This window comes from Kitasatospora hibisci, assembly GCF_043950205.1.
In the GTDB taxonomy this organism is placed as follows: Bacteria; Actinomycetota; Actinomycetes; order Streptomycetales; family Streptomycetaceae; genus Kitasatospora; species Kitasatospora hibisci.
The window spans coordinates 7,381,602-7,399,391 of sequence record NZ_CP171642.1 but is presented as its reverse complement, the minus strand read 5'-3'; the positions used below and the strand labels follow the sequence as shown (position 1 = coordinate 7,399,391).

Sequence of the window (17,790 nt, the reverse complement as noted above, 5' to 3'; positions counted from 1 at the left end):
GAATGGCATGGGATCGGGATCGGCCGTGGAACTGGATGTCGCCGGGCGCAGCGTCCGGCTGTCGAATCCGGACAAGGTGTACTACCCGGAGCGCGGCTTCACGAAGATGGACGTGGCGCAGTACTACCTGGCGGTCGCGGACGGGGTGCTGCGCGGGCTTCGGGACCGTCCGACCACGCTGCAGCGGTTCCCGGACGGGGTGGAGGGCGAGTTCTTCTACCAGAAGCGTGCGCCGAAGGGCCTGCCGGAGTGGCTGCCGACGGCGCGGATCAGCTTCCCGAGCGGCCGCTCGGCCGACGAGATCTGCCCGGCCGAGCCGGCCGCGGTGCTCTGGGCCGCCAACCTGGGCTGCCTGACCTTCCACCCCTGGCCGGTACGGCGCTCGGACACCGACCACCTGGACGAGCTGCGGATCGACCTCGATCCGCAGCCGGGGACGGACTTCCGCGACGCGGTGCGGGCCGCGCACGAACTGCAGGCGCTGCTGGAGGAGTTCGGGCTGCGCGGCTGGCCGAAGACCTCGGGCGGGCGCGGCCTGCACGTGTACGTGCCGCTGGAGCCGCGGTGGACGTTCACCGACGGGCGGCACGCGGTGATCGCACTGGGCCGGGTGCTGGAGCAGCGGCTGCCGGGCCGGGTCACCACGGCGTGGTGGAAGGAGGAGCGCGGCGAGCGGATCTTCGTGGACTACAACCAGATGGCCCGGGACCGGACCATCGCGTCCGCGTACTCGCTTCGCGCCCGCCCGCGGGCGACGGCCTCGGCGCCGCTGCACTGGGAGGAGCTGGACGACGCCGCGCCGGAGGACTTCGACCTGCGGACGCTGCCCGCCCGCTTCGCCGAGGTCGGCGACCTGCAGGCGGAGATGGACGGGCAGGCCTTCAGGCTGGACGGGCTGCTGGAGCTGTACGAGCGGCAGCTGCGGGACGAGGGGCTGGGCGAGCTGCCGTACCCGCCGGACCATCCGAAGGCCGCGGGCGAGCCGAGGCGCGTGCAGCCCAGTCGGGCGCGGAAATCCTGATCGTTCGGGCCGGGCAGCCGCATAGGCTGGCCGCCGTCGGTCATCCGATCGGACGCACTGCGGTGCGACGGGGTGCCCGCACACGGCTGCGCGGGGCGTCGAGGTGTCGAGGTGCCCGTGCGGTGCGGGGCGGTTGTACGGGGCGGAGGGGTTCGAATGGGAGTACACGGGGCGTCGGCGGCGGAGACCGGGGCGTCGGCGGCGGTGGCTCCGGTGCCGGCGGACGTACGGGCGCGGCTGGCGGTGCGGTTCGGGGCGCCGGCGGAGGCGTGGTGCGATGCGCTGCCCGGCCTGGTGGCGGAGCTGGCCGGGCGCTGGGGTCTGACGGTCCGCGCGGCGGGCGGGGGCGGCACGGCCCGGGTGTTCCGCTGCACGAGCGGGGACGGACGCGAGGACGACCGGGACGGCGGCGAGAGCGTCTGGCTGAAGTTGACGCCCGACCCCGAGGTGGCCCGGCAGGAGGCGGTGGCACTGCGGGCGTGGGCCGGACTCCCGCCAGTGGTCAGGGTGTTGGCGGACGACCCGGCCGCGGGCGCCCTGCTGCTGGCCGACGTGCGACCCGGTACGACACTGCGGCAGCGGGCGTGGCGCCCGGAGGAGGTGGCGCCGCTGCTCGGCGCACTGCGGTCGGTGCCGGTGGACGGGCTCGCGCTGGGGACGCTGGCGGAGCGCGTGGAGTTCCTGTTCGACCTCACCGAGCGGCGGGCACCGGGAGCGGCGACGGCCGCGGCGATCGGCCGGGCCCGCGCGCTCGCCGCGGAGCTGGCCGACGGCGGCCCGACGGCGCTGGTCCACGGCGACCTGCACCCGGGCAACGTCCTGGACGGCCCGGCCGGGCCGGTCGCGATCGACCCCCGGCCGTCGCTCGGGGACCCGGACTTCGACCTGGTGGACTGGGCGATCGACGGAGTCACCGACCGGCCCGGTCTGGAGCGGCGGGTCGGCGCCCTCGCGGCGGGGGTTCCGGGCTCGGACCCTGAACGCGTGCTCGCCTGGTGCCGGGTGGGCGCGGTGGTGGTCGCCGCCCCGCGTGCCGCAGCCGGGCGGCGGGACGCGGGGACTGCGCTCCTGCTGGAGCTGGCCGGGCTCTGACCCGAATCCGCAGGTAGTGCGGCGTACGTCGGGCTGATACGGCGACAGGTGCCCGTGCTGGTTTGAGATGATCGAGGTTCTCTACGCCTAACCACTCAACCTGCAAGGACACCTGTCTGGTGAAGAAGATATCGCGTCGTCGTACCGCCTCCCGCACCTCCGGCGGGCGCTGGACCAGGTTGGACGCTCGGGTGGGTGGGGTGGACGGGTCGCTGACCGAGAACGGCGGCCTGGTGCTGGTGGCCGAGCTGGACCGGGTGCTGGGGGTCACGGCCGCTCTTGACGCCGGGATCGGGCCGGTCAAGGTACGTGATCGGGGCCTGTCGGGTGGGGAGTTTGCGCTGGCAACGGCGGTGGTTCAGCTGACCGGCGAGGACCACCTGGTCGGCTTCGACCGGCTGCGCGCGGACGTGGTGGGCGAGGGGCTGCTGCCCGCGCCACTCCCGGCCGCGACCACCGCCGCCACCTTGGCGGCACGCTTCGGCCAGGTGCAGCGCGAGGGCATCGAGACCGCGTGCGCCAAGGTCACCGCCCGCGCGCTCGCCGCGCTGCCGGCCAGGGATCGGGCCCCGATCCTGTCCGGGTCGGTCACTATCGACCTGGACGCCAAGGACGTCGAGGTGTTCTCCACCCGCAAGGAACGGGTCGTCCGCTCCTACAAGGGCGAGGTCTCGGGGCGGGTGCACGCCGCGCACTGGGCCCAGGCCGGCACCGTCCTGGCCGCCGATCTCCTCGACGGCCGCTCGGACGGCCGCACCGTCGCCCCTGCCCAGATCGACCGGGCCGTGGACGCCGTGCGCACGGCCGGAGCCACCGGGCAGATCCTGATCCAGGGCGATACGGGCTACTACGCGGGGAGGGTCGCCGAGAAGATCGTCGCCCGCCGGGCGCTGTTCAGGCTTGCCGTACCGCGAAGCCGACCGCTGTGGCGGGCGGTGGCCGCCGTGCACGTCGACGACTGGATCGACGCCCTGGACTACCCGGCCGCGCAGGTCGCACTGTTGGACTACGCGCCACCCGGCTGGCCCGAAGGCACCCGGGTGATCGCGCGACGGGTGCGCTACGACGCCGCCGAACTGTCCGCCGACCCGCGCTCGCGCCGCTCGCGCACCGTCGGCAAGGACCAGCTCGCCCTGGTCCTGGAAGGCCTGGAGGAACAGGCATACGCCTACTCGTTCATCGCCACCAACGAGCCGTTGGACCTGGACGAGGAGGTCGCGGTGGCGGAGTGGGAGTTCCGCCGCCGCACCAGGATCGAGGAACTGTTCCGCGACACCGCGCACGGAGCCGGACTCAACCACCTGCCGTCCGGCTCCCACGCCGTCAACAGCATGTGGATGTGGGGCGCGCTGCTGGCCTACAACCTCACCGCCTGGCTGCAGACGCTCGCCCCGATCGGCCGGGCCCGCCGCCGCATCGCCACCGTGCGACGGCTGCTGATCCGCCGCGCCGCCCGCTGGACCACGACCGCCCGCCGCCGTCGGCTCCGGTTCACCGCCGAAGCCCGCGAGCTGATCGCCAACACGCTGGCCCGGATTCGAGCCCACCGGCACCTGACGGCCACCTGACCTACCGCCCCTACCGGCCCGAACCACCCATCCCCGCCCTGGAAAGCCGTCCACCCGGCACGACAGCCGGACCGTCGGCCTACCCGGAAACCCTGAACCCGGGCCAACGGCCAGCACAGAGATCAACTGACGGACCGTCGGCCACTACCTGCGGATTCGGGTCTGAGCGGCCGGGGCGGCACCGGGAGCCGCCACCGCGGCGCCGCGCCCCGGACTCGGCTCAGGCCGTGTGCGCCGCGGCCGGGGCGAGCGCGGCGATCGTCCGTACGGCGTCCGCGATCTGGGCATCGGTCAGATCGCCGCGGGCGGTGAGGCGCAGGCGCGAGACGCCGTCCGGGACGGACGGCGGGCGGAAGCAGCCGACCGCGAGTCCGGCCCGGCGGCAGTCCGCGGCCCAGGCGACGGCGGCCTCGGGCCCGGGGGCGCGCACCGAGACGACCGCCGCGTCCGGGGTGGAGGCCCGCAGGCCGGCGGCGGTGAGCCGGTCGGCGAGGCTGCGGGCGACCTCGCGGGCGCGTTCGGCGCGGTGCGGCTCGGCGCGCAGCAGACGCAGCGCGCCGAGCGCGGCGCCGGCGGCGGCCGGAGCGAGGCCGGTGTCGAAGATGAACGTGCGGGCGGTCTCGACGAGGTGGCGGATGACCCGGTGCGGGCCGAGCACCGCGCCGCCCTGGGCTCCGAGCGACTTGGAGAGGGTGACGGTGGCGACGGTGTCCGGCTCGCCGGCGAGCCCGGCGGCGGCCAGGGCGCCGGAGCCGCCGGGGCCGAGGACGCCGAGCCCGTGCGCGTCGTCGACCAGGAGCGCGGCGCCGTGGGCGCGGACGGCGGCGGAGAGCTCCAGCAGCCGGGCGGCGTTGCCGTCGACGGAGAAGACGGAGTCGGTGACCACCAGGGCGCGCCGGTGGGTGCGTCCGGCGAGGGCGGCGCGGACGGCGTCGGGGTCGTCGTGGGGCGCGCGGTGGACTTCGCCACGGGCGAGCCGGCAGCCGTCGATCAGCGAGGCGTGGTTGTAGGCGTCGGAGACGATCAGGGTGTCGGGGTCGGTCAGCGCGGTGAGCGCGGCCAGATTGGCGGTGTAGCCGGAGGAGAACACCAGGGCCGCCTCCACTCCGCAGAACTCGGCGAGTTCGCCTTCGAGTTCGGTGTGCAGGGCGGTGGTGCCGGTGACCAGGCGGGAGCCGGTGGCGCCGCCGCCCCAGCGGAGGGCGGCGTCGGCGGCGGCCCGGGTGACGGCGGGGTGCCGGGTGAGCCCGAGGTAGTCGTTGCCGGCGAGGTCGATCACCGGGTCGTCGGCGGGGCGGCTGCGCAGAGCACGGGTGAGGCCGGCGCGGGCGCGCAGCTCGGCCGTCTCGTCGAGCCAGTCGAAGACGGCGCCCGGGGCCGGGGCCCCTTCCGGGGCGGCCGCGGGGACGAGGGCGGGCGGTTCGGGCGCGGTGCGGTGGGCCATGGTCGGCACTCTGGCACGTCGGGCGCGGCGCGGGCAATGTGCGTCGTGGCACAGGGCCGGCTCCCGATCCACCGCTCACGCGCACGGGATCAACAAGGACGACGTCCCCGGCTCTTCGACTGTCCGGGGACCTGACCGAGCAGGCTTCGAAACGGTTCCCGGACCAGGCCGCGGCGGCCGTCGGCAACACGGCACCCGTCACCCCGCCGCCGGCCGGCGGCGGGCGGAGGGCCCGGCGGCTCGCAGCGGCGGCGATCGCCGCCGAGGGCCGCCGGGGCTCCGCCGCGGTGGGTCCCCCGCCCGCAGTTCCGGCCCCGCGACCCGCCCCGGGCTTTGCCCGGGGCGGCGGCGAGCAGGCAAGATAGCCGGGTGACCCTCCTTGACCTGATGCCGAAGCCCGCCACTCCCGACGCTCTCTTCGAGACGTTCGCCGCCTGGGCGGAGGAGCGCGGGATCACGCTGTACCCGGCGCAGGAGGAGGCGCTGATCGAGCTGGTGTCGGGGAACAACGTGGTCCTCGCGACGCCGACCGGCTCGGGCAAGAGCCTGGTGGCGGCCGGTGCCCACTTCGCGGCGCTGGCCGAGGGCAAGCGGACGTTCTACACCGCCCCGATCAAGGCCCTGGTGTCGGAGAAGTTCTTCGACCTCTGCAAGGTGTTCGGCACCGAGCAGGTCGGCATGATGACCGGCGACGCCAGCGTCAACCCGACCGCGCCGATCATCTGCTGCACCGCCGAGGTGCTGGCGCAGATCGCCCTGCGGGACGGGCACCGGGCCGACATCGGCCAGGTGGTGATGGACGAGTTCCACTTCTACGCCGAGCCGGACCGCGGTTGGGCCTGGCAGATCCCGCTGCTCGAACTGCCGCAGGCGCAGTTCCTGCTGATGTCCGCCACGCTCGGCGACGTCCGCCGCTTCGAGGACGACCTCACCCGCCGCACCGGGCGCGCCACCACCGTGGTGCGCTCCGCGACCCGGCCGGTCCCGCTGTTCTACGAGTACCGGCGCACCACCCTGCACGACACTCTGGAAGAACTTCTGAAGACGGGTCAGGCGCCGGTCTACGTGGTGCACTTCACGCAGAAGGAGGCGGTCGAGCGGGCCCAGTCGCTGATGAGCATCAACATGTGCTCGAAGGCGGAGAAGGACGCCATCGCCGAGCTGATCGGCAACTTCCGCTTCACCACCAAGTTCGGCCGCAACCTCTCCCGGTTCGTGCGCCACGGCATCGGCGTGCACCACGCCGGCATGCTGCCCAAGTACCGGCGGCTGGTCGAACGGCTGGCCCAGGCGGGCCTGTTGAAGGTGATCTGCGGCACCGACACGCTCGGCGTGGGCGTCAACGTGCCGATCCGCACGGTGCTGTTCACGGCGCTGTCCAAGTACGACGGCACCCGCGTGCGCATCCTGCGGGCCCGGGAGTTCCATCAGATCGCCGGCCGGGCCGGGCGGGCCGGCTTCGACACCGTGGGGCAGGTCGTCGCGCAGGCGCCGGAGCACGTGATCGAGAACGACAAGGCGGTCGCCAAGGCCGGCGACGACCCGAAGAAGAAGCGCAAGATCGTCCGCAAGAAGGCGCCGGAGGGCTTCGTCGGCTGGTCCGAGGAGACCTTCGAGCGGCTGATCGCCGCCGACCCGGAGCCGCTGGTCTCCCGGTTCAAGGTCAGCCACGCGATGCTGCTCTCGGTGATCGGCCGGCCGGGCAACGCCTTCGAGGCGATGCGCAAGCTCCTGACCGACAACCACGAGGACCGCGCCGCCCAGCGCCGGCACATCCGCTCCGCGATCGCCATCTACCGCTCGCTGCTGGAGGGCGGCATCGTCGAGCGGCTGCCGGAGCCGGACGCCGAGGGCCGGATCGTCCGGCTCACCCTGGACCTGCAGGAGAACTTCGCGCTCAACCAGCCGCTCTCCACCTTCGCACTGGCCGCGTTCGAGCTGCTCGACCCGGCCTCGCCCTCGTACGCGATGGACGTGGTCTCGGTGGTCGAGGCGACGCTCGACGACCCGCGCCAGATCCTCGCCTCGCAGCAGAACAAGGCGCGCGGCGAGGCCATCGGCGAGATGAAGCGCGACGGCATCGAGTACGAGGAGCGGATGGAGCGGCTCCAGGAGATCACCTACCCGAAGCCGCTGGAGGAGCTGCTCACCCACGCCTACGAGGTGTACCGCCGGGCGCACCCGTGGATCGGCGACCACCAGCTGCAGCCGAAGTCCGTGGTCCGCGACCTGTACGAGCGGGCGATGACCTTCTCGGACTACGTCGGCTTCTACGAGCTGGCGCGCACCGAGGGCATCGTGCTGCGCTACCTGGCCGGCGCGTACAAGGCGCTGGAGCAGACCGTCCCCGACGACATCAAGACCGACGACCTCAAGGACGTCATCGCCTGGCTGGGCGAGCTGGTCCGCCAGGTCGACTCCAGCCTGCTGGACGAGTGGGAGCAGCTGGCCAACCCGACCGATCCGCAGGCCGCCGAGGTGGCGCTGGACGACAAGCCGGCACCGGTGACGGCCAACGCCCGGGCCTTCCGGGTGCTGGTGCGCAACGAGATGTTCCGCCGGGTGGAGCTCTGCGCGCTGGAGCACTACGAGGAGCTCGCGGAGCTGGACGGCGAGTACGGCTGGGACGCGGACCGCTGGGCGGACGCGATGGACGGGTACTGGGAGGAATACGACGACCTCGGTACCGGTCCGGACGCGCGCGGCCCGAAGATGCTGATCATCGAGGAGGAGGACTCCGCCTGGCGGGTCCGGCAGATCTTCGACGACCCGGAGGGCGACCACGACTGGGGCATCAGCGCCGAGGTCGACCTGTACGGCTCGGACGAGGAGGGCCGCGCGGTCCTGCGGGTCACGGCGGTGGACCGGCTGGGCGGCTGAGGCCCGTTCGCGGGCGGTGCCGGCGCGGCGGGGTGTCCGTCCGCCGGCGCGCTCGGACGGTGAGGGCGTGAGGGCGGCGGGGCCCACCGGGTGGTGGGCCCCGCCGTCTGCGTTCGAGAGGGCACCGGAGGTTCGGGCCGGCGGCACCGGCGGCGCTTCGGCGCCGCCCGGGGCGGGCTACATCCAGGCGAACGGCGAGCCGGCGGCGTAGGAGACCGCCCGGGTGGCCTCGTCGAGGATCTGCTCCGGGCTCGCCGCCGGGCCGGGCGGGACGGTGAGCGGCGCGGCGGAGCCCGTACCGGTGGCGGAGGCCGTTGCCGCGGGGGTGTGCGCCTCGGGCAGCCGGGAGCTGGTGACGGTCACGTGCCGGCCGACGGCCTCGATGCGCCCCTCCGTGCCGCGCTGGGCGGCGCCGGCGGCCGGCGGACGGGCCGTGGTGGCGTCGGGGAGGATGAAGGCGAGCGCGCCGGGCTTGGCCCGCAGCGCGTCGGCGGCCCTGGCGGCCCCGGCCTGGTCGGCGAATCGCAGCACGGTGACGCTGCTGAGCACCGGCTTCTCCTGGCCCGCGAAGCTGACGGTCAGGTAGCCCTGGCAACCGGTCTCGCGCAGCACGTCCTGGGTGCGGTCCTGGAGCGCCTCGGTGCAGTCCTCGCCCTGGCGGACGCCGGAACGCTTGCCCTTGTAGCCGCCGGCCTCCACCAGCCGCTGGGCGGGGAAGAGGGTGTCGACGTCGAGGCCCTCGGGGTCGGCGACGGTGCGCGGCGCCGGCGTGCCGACGACCGGCGGCGTCTTGCTGGCGTCGTTGCTGGAGGGACCGAGCCCGGGTATGTAGTCGCCGGGCGTCGGGCGGGTGATGATCCAGCCGCCGGCCGCCACCACTCCCACCACCACGACCCACCCCACCGCGCGGCGCGCGATGCTTCTCCTGGGCCGCCGGTACGTCCCGGACGGCAGGTGGTCGATTCCGTGGTCTCCCGATGACGGGGTGCGCTCCCCCTGCGTGGTCATGGCGGAGATTCTAAGCAGGTCACAGGTGTCGCAGATCACGGGGTGGGCGGTCTGCGGCCGAACCTGACTACCGGTCGGTAGCCGCAGCGGGCCGGGGAGTGACGTGCGCCACTACCGTGAGCGGCGACACTGTGACAACTCGCACATCCTCCCGGGGATCTTCTGGCGGGTTCCCTCTGGCGTCGTCCGTCGGCCACCAGGCAGGATCAGGCTCATGGATCTGCTCGATACCCTCACCGCCAAGGGCCTGCGCGGGGAAGCCCCCACCCGCGAGGAGGCGCTCGCCGTTCTCGCCACCACCGACGACGAGCTGCTGGACGTGGTCGCGGCCGCCGGTCGGGTGCGCCGGCGGTGGTTCGGCCGCCGGGTGAAGCTCAACTACCTGGTGAACCTGAAGAGCGGCCTCTGCCCGGAGGACTGCTCCTACTGTTCGCAGCGGCTGGGCTCGAAGGCCGAGATCCTCAAGTACACCTGGCTCAAGCCGGACCAGGCCGCCGAGGCGGCGAAGGCGGGCGTCGCGGGCGGCGCCAAGAGGGTCTGCCTGGTGGCCAGCGGCCGCGGGCCGACGGACCGTGACATCGACCGGGTGACCGACACCATCTCGGCGATCAAGGAGGCCGACCCGGCCGTCGAGATCTGCGCCTGCCTGGGCCTGCTCTCCGACAACCAGGCGGAGCGGCTGAAGGCGGCCGGCGCCGACGCGTACAACCACAACCTGAACACCTCCGAGGGCACCTACGGCGACATCGCCACCACCCACACCTACGCGGACCGGGTGGACACCGTGCAGAAGGCGCACGGCGCCGGCCTGTCGGCCTGCTCCGGCCTGATCGCGGGCATGGGCGAGAGCGACGAGGACCTGGTCGACGTGGTGTTCGCGCTGCGCGAGCTGGGCTCGGACTCGGTGCCGGTCAACTTCCTCATCCCGTTCGAGGGCACGCCGCTGGCCAAGGAGTGGAACCTCACCCCGCAGCGCTGCCTGCGCATCCTGGCGATGGTCCGCTTCGTGAACCCGGACACCGAGGTGCGCATCGCCGGTGGCCGCGAGGTCCACCTGCGCACCATGCAGCCGCTGGGTCTGCACCTCGCCAACTCGATCTTCCTGGGCGACTACCTGACCAGCGAGGGCCAGGCCGGTCAGGCCGACCTCGACATGATCAAGGACGCGGGCTTCGAGGTCGAGGGCGCCGGCGAGGCCACCCTGCCGCGCCACCGCGCCGACGTCGCGGCCGCTGCGGCGGCCGGCGGCGGCTGCGGGACGGCCGGCGGCGGCTGCGGCCCCTGCGGCGGGCACGGCGAGGAGCCGGCCGGCGGCCGGGCCGATGCTCCGGGCGACGCCCGGGACGGGCACGGCTGCGGTCCCTGCGGCGGCCACCGTGCCGCGCCGGTGCGCGACGAGGCGCCGGCCGAGGGCCCGTCGGGCGACGAGGCGGCGGGCGAGAACCCGAACGGCGAGCTGCGCAGCGGCCTGGTCCGGGTCCGCCGCCGTGGCGCCGGCACCGAGCTGGCGCCGAACGCCTGAGCGCCGTACCCCGGAACCGCAACCACAACCACAAGCACACGGGACCCCGAGGAACTCCACCGCCATGGCCCATCTGCCCACCGATGACCTGCTCGCCCTCGACCGGGCGCACGTCTGGCACCCGTACGGTCCGATGCCCGGCACCGTCACCCCGTACGTGGTCGAGTCCGCGTCCGGGGTGCGGTTGCGGCTCGCCCGACCGGTCGCGGGCAGAACGGAGCTGGTCGACGGCATGTCGTCCTGGTGGGCGGCGGTGCACGGCTACGGCCACCCCGTGCTGGACGCGGCCGTGCGCGACCAGCTCGGCCGGATGAGCCACGTGATGTTCGGCGGGCTCACCCACGAGCCCGCCGTCCGGCTGGCCGCCCGCCTGGTGGAGATCACCCCGGAGCCGCTGCAACACGTCTTCCTCGCCGACTCCGGCTCGGTGGCGGTCGAGGTCGCGATGAAGATGTGCCTGCAGTACTGGCAGTCCATCGGCCGCCCGGCCAAGCGCCGGCTGCTGACCTGGCGGGGCGGCTACCACGGGGACACCTTCCACCCGATGTCGGTCTGCGACCCCAAGGGCGGCATGCACCACCTCTGGGGCGGGGTGCTGCCCGGCCAGCTCTTCGCACCGGAGCCGCCGGCCGGCTTCGACGCGCCGCTGGACGAGGAGTACGCGGCGCAGTTCGACGCGCTGATGGCGCGCCACGCCGACGAGTTGGCGGCCGTGATCGTCGAACCCGTGGTCCAGGGCGCGGGCGGGATGCGCTTCCACTCGCCGGCCTACCTGCGGATGCTGCGCGAACTGTGCGACCGGCACGGCGTGCTGCTGGTGTTCGACGAGATCGCCACCGGGTTCGGCCGCAGCGGCGCGCTGTTCGCAGCCGACCACGCGGGCGTCTCGCCGGACGTGATGTGCCTGGGCAAGGCGCTGACCGGCGGCTACCTGACCATGGCGGCGGCGCTCTGCACGAGCGCGATCGCGGACGGGATCAGCAGCGGCGAGATGCCGGTGCTGGCGCACGGGCCGACGTTCATGGCTAACCCGCTGGCCGCGGCCGTCGCCAACGCCTCGATCGACCTGCTGCTCGGGCAGGACTGGCAGGTCGAGGTGAAGCGGATCGAGACCGGTCTGCGGACCGGTCTGGCCGGCGCGGCGGAGCTGCCGGGCGTGCGGGAGGTGCGCGTCCTGGGCGCCATCGGGGTGGTGCAGTTGGACCACCCGGTGGACATGGTGGCGGCGACCGAGGCGGCGGCCCGGGAGGGTGTCTGGCTGCGCCCGTTCCGGGACCTGATCTACACCATGCCCCCGTACGTGACCGAGGACGAGGACGTGTCGCGGATCGCGGCCGCGGTGACGGCGGCGGCGGTGGCCGGATGAGCGCCCGGATCCTCTTCGTGACCGGGACGGGCACCGAGGTCGGCAAGACGGTGGCGACCGCCGCCGCGGCCGCGGCCGCGGTCCGCGCGGGCCTGCGGGTCGCGGTGCTCAAGCCCGGGCAGACCGGCGTCGGACCGGACGAGCCGGGGGACGTCGACGAGGTGGCCCGCCTGGTCGGTGCGCCGCTGACGACGCGCGAACTCGTGCGCTACCCGGAGCCGTTGGCCCCGGACACGGCCGCGCGGCGGTCGGGGCGGCCATACCTGTCGCCGGACCGGGCCGCGGCGGCCGTCGCCGAACTCGCCGACGCGCACGACCTGGTGCTCGTCGAGGGCGCCGGCGGCCTGCTGGTCCGCTACGACGAGGAGGGCCGCACACTCGCCGACCAGGCGGCCGCCGTCCGGGAGCTCGGCCTCCCGGCGGAGGTCCTGCTGGTGGCGACGGCCGGCCTCGGGACCCTCAACACCACGGCGCTCACCGCTGAGGCGCTGGCCGCGCGCGGCCTGCCGCTGCTCGGCGTGGTCATCGGCGCCTGGCCCGACTCCCCCGGTCTCGCCGACCGCTGCAACCTGGCCGACCTGCCGACGGCGGCCGGCGCCCCACTGCTCGGCGCCCTGCCGGAACGGGCGGCCGGCGCAGGGGACTTCACGGCGCTGGCGTCCGCGGCGCTGGCTCCGGAGCTGCACGGCGGCTGGGACGCGGCGGAGTTCACCGCCGTGAACGCGCCCGCGTAGCGGCGGGGCCGGGCGGCCCGGGTCTCCGGAGGGGGCACGGTGGGACCGGGGCGCGGGAATCCGGGCCGGTGTCGCTCGAAGGAGTGAGAATCCACGCCCGGCCGTCGCCGGGCCCGGCCGGGCTCAATACCGTTCTCGGCATGACAGACGGCCTGACGGTAGACGAGGCCCTGCGGGCCCTCGCCGCGCTGGAAGCGGCGTGGAAGGACGACGACGAGGCACTGACCGCGCTGGCCGCCGGCGGCCCGGGCGAACGGGCGCTGCCGGCCCTGGTCGCGGCGTACGGCGAGCACGCCATCGACACCCTGATGGCGCTCGCCTTCGGGCTGCGATCCAGCATGACCGACGAGGAACTGGAGGAGCTCACCGACGCGGTGAGCTCGAACATCGGCGCCCGGATGAGCGCCCTGCTGGCCCAGACGCTGTGCGTCTGGGGGGAGACGGCCGCCGCCGACGACCTGGCGGTCACCAAGGTGATCGCCTGCACGGTCATCGACGCCATGCGCGCGGTGACGGAGGAGCCGAGCAAGACGGACGTGCTGCCGCTGCTGGCGACCTTCCGCACGTACGCGCTCAGCCATCCGTGAGCGCCCCCGGACCGTCCCCGAGCTTCCGTCAGGGCGTCAGGCCGCCCCACCGGAAGTCCCGGTGTGCGGACGGCCGCCCGCCGCGCCGCCGTACGGGGAGTCAGCCGCGCGGCGGGTCGAGGCGCCAGACCGTGGTGGTCTTGAGCGCCGCGTCCTCCAGATCGGCCACCACCGGAACCTCGTACGCCGCCAGGGAGGTGAACCGCTCGCGCGGCAGGTAGGCCCGTCCGGGGTCGCCGACGACGACCTCGGCGCCGCGGGCCAGCGCCCGCTCCAGGAACGGGAGGAACCGAGCGGCCATCGCCCGCTCGTAGAAGACGTCCCCGGCCAGCACCACCTCGGCCGGCGTGCCGTCCCCGTCCAGCAGATCCGCCACCACGGCATCGATGCGGACGCCGTTGGCCTCCGCATTGATCTCGATCGCCGCCACGGCGTAGGCGTCGATCTCGGCGGCCCGCACCGATCGGGCACCGCGCAGCGCGGCCGCGATCCCCACCAGCCCGGAGCCGGCCGCGAGGTCCAGCACCCTCCGCCCGGCCACCAGCCCCGGGTGGTCGAGCACGTACCGCGCCACCCCGACCCCGCCGGCCCAGGCGAACGCCCAGAACGGCGGTGGCATGCCGATCTCGCCACGCGCGTCCTCGGTGGTCTCCCAGAGCGCGATGGCGTCCTCCGCCATGTGCAGGGTCACCTCGGGCACGAAGGGGACGGGCGTGGGCCGGGTCTCTCTCCGCACAAAGCTTCGATCCGACACCGCAGTTGCTCCTGGATGGGCCGTGTGCGTCTCGTTCGGCATGCCCGCAGCATAGAGGCTCCCGGGCGGTCGCGCGGACCGCCCGGGACGCCGCCGCGTCCCTCCTCGCCGCGCCCCTCCCGCCTCGACGCGCCCCGATGCGAGGACCGTGTCGGGGGCGGTGGCGAGCCGGATCCCCCACCGCCACCCGGTGCGTACCATTTCGATACCGAAGCCGGGGTGAGCTGCGAAGATGCTCGCCCGTCCAGGTCACGCCCGGGTAGCATCCGGCACATGCCCTCCGGCCTGGCGCAGGCGGCCCGATGCTGCCGTGCCGGCGCGCCGGGCGGCGGACTCTCGCGGGACACTCGGCGGTCGGCCCTCGGTGGTCGGCATCCGGCGGTCACCGTGCACTCGGCACGCGCGCCAGGGCAGTCGCGCGTACGGCGAAGGGCAGCGTCTTGGCGGATCGACTCACCGGTGGGGACTCCTCGCTCCTGCGGCGGATCAATGCGGCGGTGACGCTGCGGGCGCTGCGGGCAGGCCATGCGGTGACCCTCACTCAGCTGGTCGGGGACACCGGGCTGTCCCGGCCGACGGTGGAGGGCGTGATCGAGGGCCTGGTCGAGACCGGCCTGGTCGCCGAGGTCGAGCAGCCGCAGAACGGCGGCCAGCCCGGCGGTGGACGGCGCGGTCGGCCGGCCCGCTGGTTCCGGTTCCGTGCCGAGGCCGGGCACATCCTCGGCATCGAGATCGGGGTCCACGACGTCCGGGTGATCCTCGCCGACCTCACCGGCGAGGTGGTGGGCCGTCACTACCGCCCGGTCGAGGAGGCCCTGGACGCCGAGGAGCGGCTGGCCGCCGTCCGCGCGGTGGTCACCGACGCGCTGCGGAAGGCCGGCGTCTCCCGCGACAACCTCTGGGCGGTCGGCGTCGGCACCCCCGGCATCGTCGACCGGGACGGCGCGGTGCAGCTCGGCACCGCGATGCCCGGCTGGACCGGCCTCGACCTGGGCGCTCGGCTGCGCCGCTCGTTCCGCTGCCCGGTCATGATCGAGAACGACGCCAACCTCGCCGCCATCGCCGAGCACTGGCAGGGCGCGGCGATCGGCGCGGACGACGTGGTGTTCGTGATGGCCGGCCTCAGCCCCGGCGCCGGCTCGCTGATCAACGGCCGGTTGCACCGCGGCTTCGGCGGTGCGGCCGGCGAGATCGGCGCGCTGCACCTGCTCGGCCAGGAGGTCACCCCCGAGCGACTGCTCTCCACCACCGGCAAGCCGCTCAACCCGCTGGACGAGGCCGCCGTCGCCCGGGTGCTGAAGCTGGCCCGCGAGGGCGACGAGGTGGCGCAGGTCGCGATGGACCGGTTCCTGACCCGGCTGGTGCAGGGGGTGGCGGCACTGGTGCTGGCGATCGACCCGCAGCTGGTGGTGGTCGGCGGCTGGGCGGCCGGCCTGGACGGCGTCCTGGAGCCGCTGCGCGAGCGCCTGGCCCAGCTCACGCTGCGCGCGCCCGAGGTGGCACTGGCCGCACTGGGCTCGGAGGTGGTCGCGACGGGTGCCCTGCGGGTGGCGCTGGACCAGGTCGAGGAGCAGTTGTTCGCCGTCGATCCCCCGACGGGCACCGGCGCCCGGGGTTGAGCGGCCCGGCACCGGGCCGGGCGATGGGCACCGCGGGCGTGTGCCGGCCCGGTCCCGCTCGTGCGTCTCGCCCTGCGGACGCCCGGACGGTCGCGGGCCCGGACGCCCGTGGTCGCGTCCGGGCCCGTGACCCGAGGGTTTCGGAGGGTGGCTCAGGAGGCGCTGCGCACCTCGGAGGAGGCAGCGACGGGGGTGACCTCGACCAGGCCGGTCTCACCGAAGGTGAGCTTGCAGGTGTCGGCGCGGTAGGTGGAGACGGCGATCGCGACCAGGCGGCCGGCCGCCGCGTACTGGGTGGTCATCACCAGGACCGGCGAGCCCGGCGGACGCTCCAGCAGGGCGGCCTCCCCGGCCTCCGCGACGCCCAGCTCGACCGAGCGGGACTCGCCGTCGACCTCCAGGCGCTCCAGCTGGCGCAGCACCGAGCGGGCCCGGTCGCTCTCCGCCCGGAAGCCGGGCAGGTGCGGCAGCACGGCGGCGGGGACGTGCAGCGACTCGGTGGCCATGTTCTGGCCCTGGACCATGCGGACCCTTCGCACGGTGTGCACGGTGGCGCCCTCGACGACGCCCAGCGCCTTGGCGAGCCGGGGGGTGGCCGGGGCGGTGGTGCAGTCGACGATGCGCCACGCCTGGCTCCGGGCGGTGCCCGGCCAGCCCTCCTCGTGCCGGTTGACCGGGACGCCGACGCGCGGGGCGGCGATCAGGGTGCCGATGCCGCGGCGGCGGACCAGCCGGCCCTCCAGCTCCAGCTGGTCGAGCGCCTGCCGGAGGGTGGCCCGGGCCACGCCGAAGCGGGCGGAGAGCTCACGCTCGTTCGGGAGGATCTGGCCGGTGGTGAACTCCGTCTCGATGGCGCGGAGCAGCACCGTGCGCAGGTGCCAGTACTTCGGCTCCGGAACCGTCGCGAGCTGCCCTGTCGTCCCCACCATGGCCTCCACCTGTGTCGTCCTCTGTCCGCCCTGCCGGAAGGAGGGCGGATGCCGACCCGCTGTCCGCTGTTGCGGCAGGTGGGAGAGCGGGCTTTATCCGTCCTTCTTTATTAAAGGTCTTTGCAGTAAGCGACCCTAGGGGCTGCCTCCGGAGATGGTCAAGACCAATGGCAGCGGTTGGTGCGGCTGCCACCGGGACTCGTGTCGCGTTCACGCCATATCGGCATTCCGGCGCGCAGGCCTGTCGACATGCGGACGCGTCGTCGCCGACCGGGCCCGCGGGCCCCGATAGGCTTCCCGGGTGATTGTGGTGACGAGTGTCAACGTGAACGGGATCCGGGCAGCCGCCAAGAAGGGCCTCATCGAGTGGCTGGCCGCCACCGAGGCGGACGTCATCTGCCTTCAGGAGGTCCGCTCCGAGCCGGAGCAGCTGCCGGTGGAGCTGCGCGACCTGGAGGGCTGGCACACGGTCTGGGCCCCGTCGGCCGCCAAGGGCCGGGCGGGTGTCGCGGTGCTGTCCCGGCAGGAACCGGCACGCACGGCGGTCGGCTTCGCATCCGCGGAATTCGACAATTCGGGCAGGTATGCGGAAATCGACCTTCCGGGCCTCACCGTGGCCAGCCTCTATCTCCCTTCCGGTGAAGTCGGCACCGAACGCCAGGACGAGAAGGAACGCTTCATGGCGGAGTTCCTGGTCCACCTCACCGAGCTCCGCGCCCGGGCCGCCACCGAGGGCCGCGAGGTCGTCGTCTGCGGCGACTGGAACATCGCCCACCGCCCGGAGGACCTCAAGAACTGGAAGGCCAACCAGAAGGCCGCCGGCTTCCTCCCCGAGGAGCGCGCGTGGCTCTCCCGCGTCTACGACGAGGCGGGCTACGTCGACGTCGTCCGCACCCTCCACCCCGACCGCACCGGCCCCTACACCTGGTGGTCCTACCGCGGCCGCGCCTTCGACAACGACTCCGGCTGGAGGATCGACCTCCAGGTCGCCTCCCCCGGGCTGGCCGCCAAGGCCGTCGAGGCCTACGTCGAGCGCGCCGCCACCCACACCGAGCGCTGGTCCGACCACGCCCCGGTCACCGTGGCGTACGACTTCGGCGACAACTGAAACAGAGCACACCGGTGCTTCACGACAGCCGGGCGGCACTCCCGGTCCGCCGGCGGCGAGGCCGAGCACGAGGTCCGCGGACGGATCGCGGGCACACCACCCGCCGGTGGCCGTCCGCGTACCCTGCGGAGCCGACGCCGGGGCCGGGACGCCCCGGC

The 17,790-nt window shown here is 74.2% G+C and carries 14 protein-coding genes; 10 read left to right on the top strand and 4 right to left on the bottom strand.

Annotation, left to right across the window (positions count from 1 at the left end):
• Nucleotides 1-7: 7 nt before the first annotated feature.
• The 3 genes from ligD (at nt 8) to ACF9IK_RS32240 (ending at nt 3,681) form a co-directional block, all read left to right on the top strand.
• The gene (ligD, locus tag ACF9IK_RS32250) at nt 8-1,021 is read left to right on the top strand and encodes a non-homologous end-joining DNA ligase (RefSeq protein WP_395297602.1); all 1,014 of its coding nucleotides are present in this window, start codon (nt 8-10) and stop codon (nt 1,019-1,021) included.
• A 156-nt stretch (nt 1,022-1,177) separates the two neighbouring features.
• On the top strand, nt 1,178-2,113 hold the full coding sequence (locus tag ACF9IK_RS32245) for an aminoglycoside phosphotransferase family protein (RefSeq protein WP_395297601.1): 936 nt from the start codon (nt 1,178-1,180) through the stop codon (nt 2,111-2,113).
• A 119-nt stretch (nt 2,114-2,232) separates the two neighbouring features.
• Nucleotides 2,233-3,681, top strand: a complete 1,449-nt coding sequence (locus ACF9IK_RS32240) for an IS1380 family transposase (RefSeq protein WP_395297600.1) — start codon at nt 2,233-2,235, stop codon at nt 3,679-3,681.
• A gap of 220 nt (nt 3,682-3,901) precedes the next feature.
• Here the strand turns inward: ACF9IK_RS32240 and ACF9IK_RS32235 are convergent, their stop codons facing one another.
• A complete protein-coding gene (locus ACF9IK_RS32235) occupies nt 3,902-5,125 on the bottom strand; it encodes an 8-amino-7-oxononanoate synthase (RefSeq protein ID WP_395297599.1) in 1,224 nt (407 codons plus the stop codon).
• A gap of 387 nt (nt 5,126-5,512) precedes the next feature.
• Between ACF9IK_RS32235 and ACF9IK_RS32230 the strand changes: the two genes are divergently transcribed.
• Nucleotides 5,513-8,005, top strand: coding sequence for a DEAD/DEAH box helicase (locus tag ACF9IK_RS32230; protein WP_395298736.1), 2,493 nt, complete (start codon nt 5,513-5,515; stop codon nt 8,003-8,005).
• Nucleotides 8,006-8,182: 177 nt separating this feature from the next.
• Here ACF9IK_RS32230 and ACF9IK_RS32225 read toward each other — a convergent pair whose 3' ends face one another.
• Nucleotides 8,183-9,013 carry a hypothetical protein gene (locus tag ACF9IK_RS32225; RefSeq protein ID WP_395297598.1) on the bottom strand — a complete coding sequence of 277 codons (831 nt, stop codon included), beginning with the start codon at nt 9,011-9,013 and terminating at the stop codon, nt 8,183-8,185.
• Between the two features lie 214 nt (nt 9,014-9,227).
• Between ACF9IK_RS32225 and bioB the strand changes: the two genes are divergently transcribed.
• From bioB to ACF9IK_RS32205, 4 genes are all read left to right on the top strand, one after another.
• The gene (bioB, locus tag ACF9IK_RS32220) at nt 9,228-10,535 is read left to right on the top strand and encodes a biotin synthase BioB (RefSeq protein WP_395297597.1); all 1,308 of its coding nucleotides are present in this window, start codon (nt 9,228-9,230) and stop codon (nt 10,533-10,535) included.
• A gap of 64 nt (nt 10,536-10,599) precedes the next feature.
• A complete protein-coding gene (locus ACF9IK_RS32215) occupies nt 10,600-11,901 on the top strand; it encodes an adenosylmethionine--8-amino-7-oxononanoate transaminase (RefSeq protein WP_395297596.1) in 1,302 nt (433 codons plus the stop codon).
• On the top strand, nt 11,898-12,635 hold the full coding sequence (bioD, locus tag ACF9IK_RS32210) for a dethiobiotin synthase (RefSeq protein ID WP_395297595.1): 738 nt from the start codon (nt 11,898-11,900) through the stop codon (nt 12,633-12,635). Before ACF9IK_RS32215 ends, bioD begins: the two co-directional genes overlap by 4 nt.
• Nucleotides 12,636-12,775: 140 nt before the next feature.
• A complete protein-coding gene (locus ACF9IK_RS32205) occupies nt 12,776-13,222 on the top strand; it encodes a hypothetical protein (protein WP_395297594.1) in 447 nt (148 codons plus the stop codon).
• Between the two features lie 100 nt (nt 13,223-13,322).
• Here ACF9IK_RS32205 and ACF9IK_RS32200 read toward each other — a convergent pair whose 3' ends face one another.
• Nucleotides 13,323-13,922 (bottom strand): class I SAM-dependent methyltransferase, encoded by a 600-nt coding sequence (locus tag ACF9IK_RS32200; RefSeq protein ID WP_395297593.1) that lies wholly within the window; start codon nt 13,920-13,922, stop codon nt 13,323-13,325.
• A 356-nt stretch (nt 13,923-14,278) separates the two neighbouring features.
• Here ACF9IK_RS32200 and ACF9IK_RS32195 point away from each other — a divergent pair, with 356 nt between their 5' ends.
• Entirely contained in the window at nt 14,279-15,595 is a 1,317-nt protein-coding gene (locus ACF9IK_RS32195) for an ROK family protein (RefSeq protein WP_395297592.1), read from the top strand.
• Nucleotides 15,596-15,747: 152 nt separating this feature from the next.
• Here the strand turns inward: ACF9IK_RS32195 and ACF9IK_RS32190 are convergent, their stop codons facing one another.
• The gene (locus tag ACF9IK_RS32190; RefSeq protein WP_395298735.1) at nt 15,748-16,521 is read right to left on the bottom strand and encodes a GntR family transcriptional regulator; all 774 of its coding nucleotides are present in this window, start codon (nt 16,519-16,521) and stop codon (nt 15,748-15,750) included.
• A 304-nt stretch (nt 16,522-16,825) separates the two neighbouring features.
• Here ACF9IK_RS32190 and ACF9IK_RS32185 point away from each other — a divergent pair, with 304 nt between their 5' ends.
• Complete coding sequence (locus ACF9IK_RS32185; protein WP_395297591.1) at nt 16,826-17,632, top strand: exodeoxyribonuclease III; 807 nt, start codon at nt 16,826-16,828, stop codon at nt 17,630-17,632.
• Nucleotides 17,633-17,790 lie beyond the last annotated feature (158 nt).

Coding starts and splice junctions, on each gene's coding strand:
- ACF9IK_RS32225 (WP_395297598.1), bottom strand. CDS start 9,013: ATGACCACGCAGGGGGAGCGCACCCCGTCATCGGGAGACCACGGAATC.
- ACF9IK_RS32205 (WP_395297594.1), top strand. CDS start 12,776: ATGACAGACGGCCTGACGGTAGACGAGGCCCTGCGGGCCCTCGCCGCG.
- ACF9IK_RS32215 (WP_395297596.1), top strand. CDS start 10,600: ATGGCCCATCTGCCCACCGATGACCTGCTCGCCCTCGACCGGGCGCAC.
- bioB (WP_395297597.1), top strand. CDS start 9,228: ATGGATCTGCTCGATACCCTCACCGCCAAGGGCCTGCGCGGGGAAGCC.
- ACF9IK_RS32230 (WP_395298736.1), top strand. CDS start 5,513: ATGCCGAAGCCCGCCACTCCCGACGCTCTCTTCGAGACGTTCGCCGCC.
- ACF9IK_RS32195 (WP_395297592.1), top strand. CDS start 14,279: ATGCTGCCGTGCCGGCGCGCCGGGCGGCGGACTCTCGCGGGACACTCG.
- ligD (WP_395297602.1), top strand. CDS start 8: ATGGGATCGGGATCGGCCGTGGAACTGGATGTCGCCGGGCGCAGCGTC.
- ACF9IK_RS32235 (WP_395297599.1), bottom strand. CDS start 5,125: ATGGCCCACCGCACCGCGCCCGAACCGCCCGCCCTCGTCCCCGCGGCC.
- bioD (WP_395297595.1), top strand. CDS start 11,898: ATGAGCGCCCGGATCCTCTTCGTGACCGGGACGGGCACCGAGGTCGGC.
- ACF9IK_RS32245 (WP_395297601.1), top strand. CDS start 1,178: ATGGGAGTACACGGGGCGTCGGCGGCGGAGACCGGGGCGTCGGCGGCG.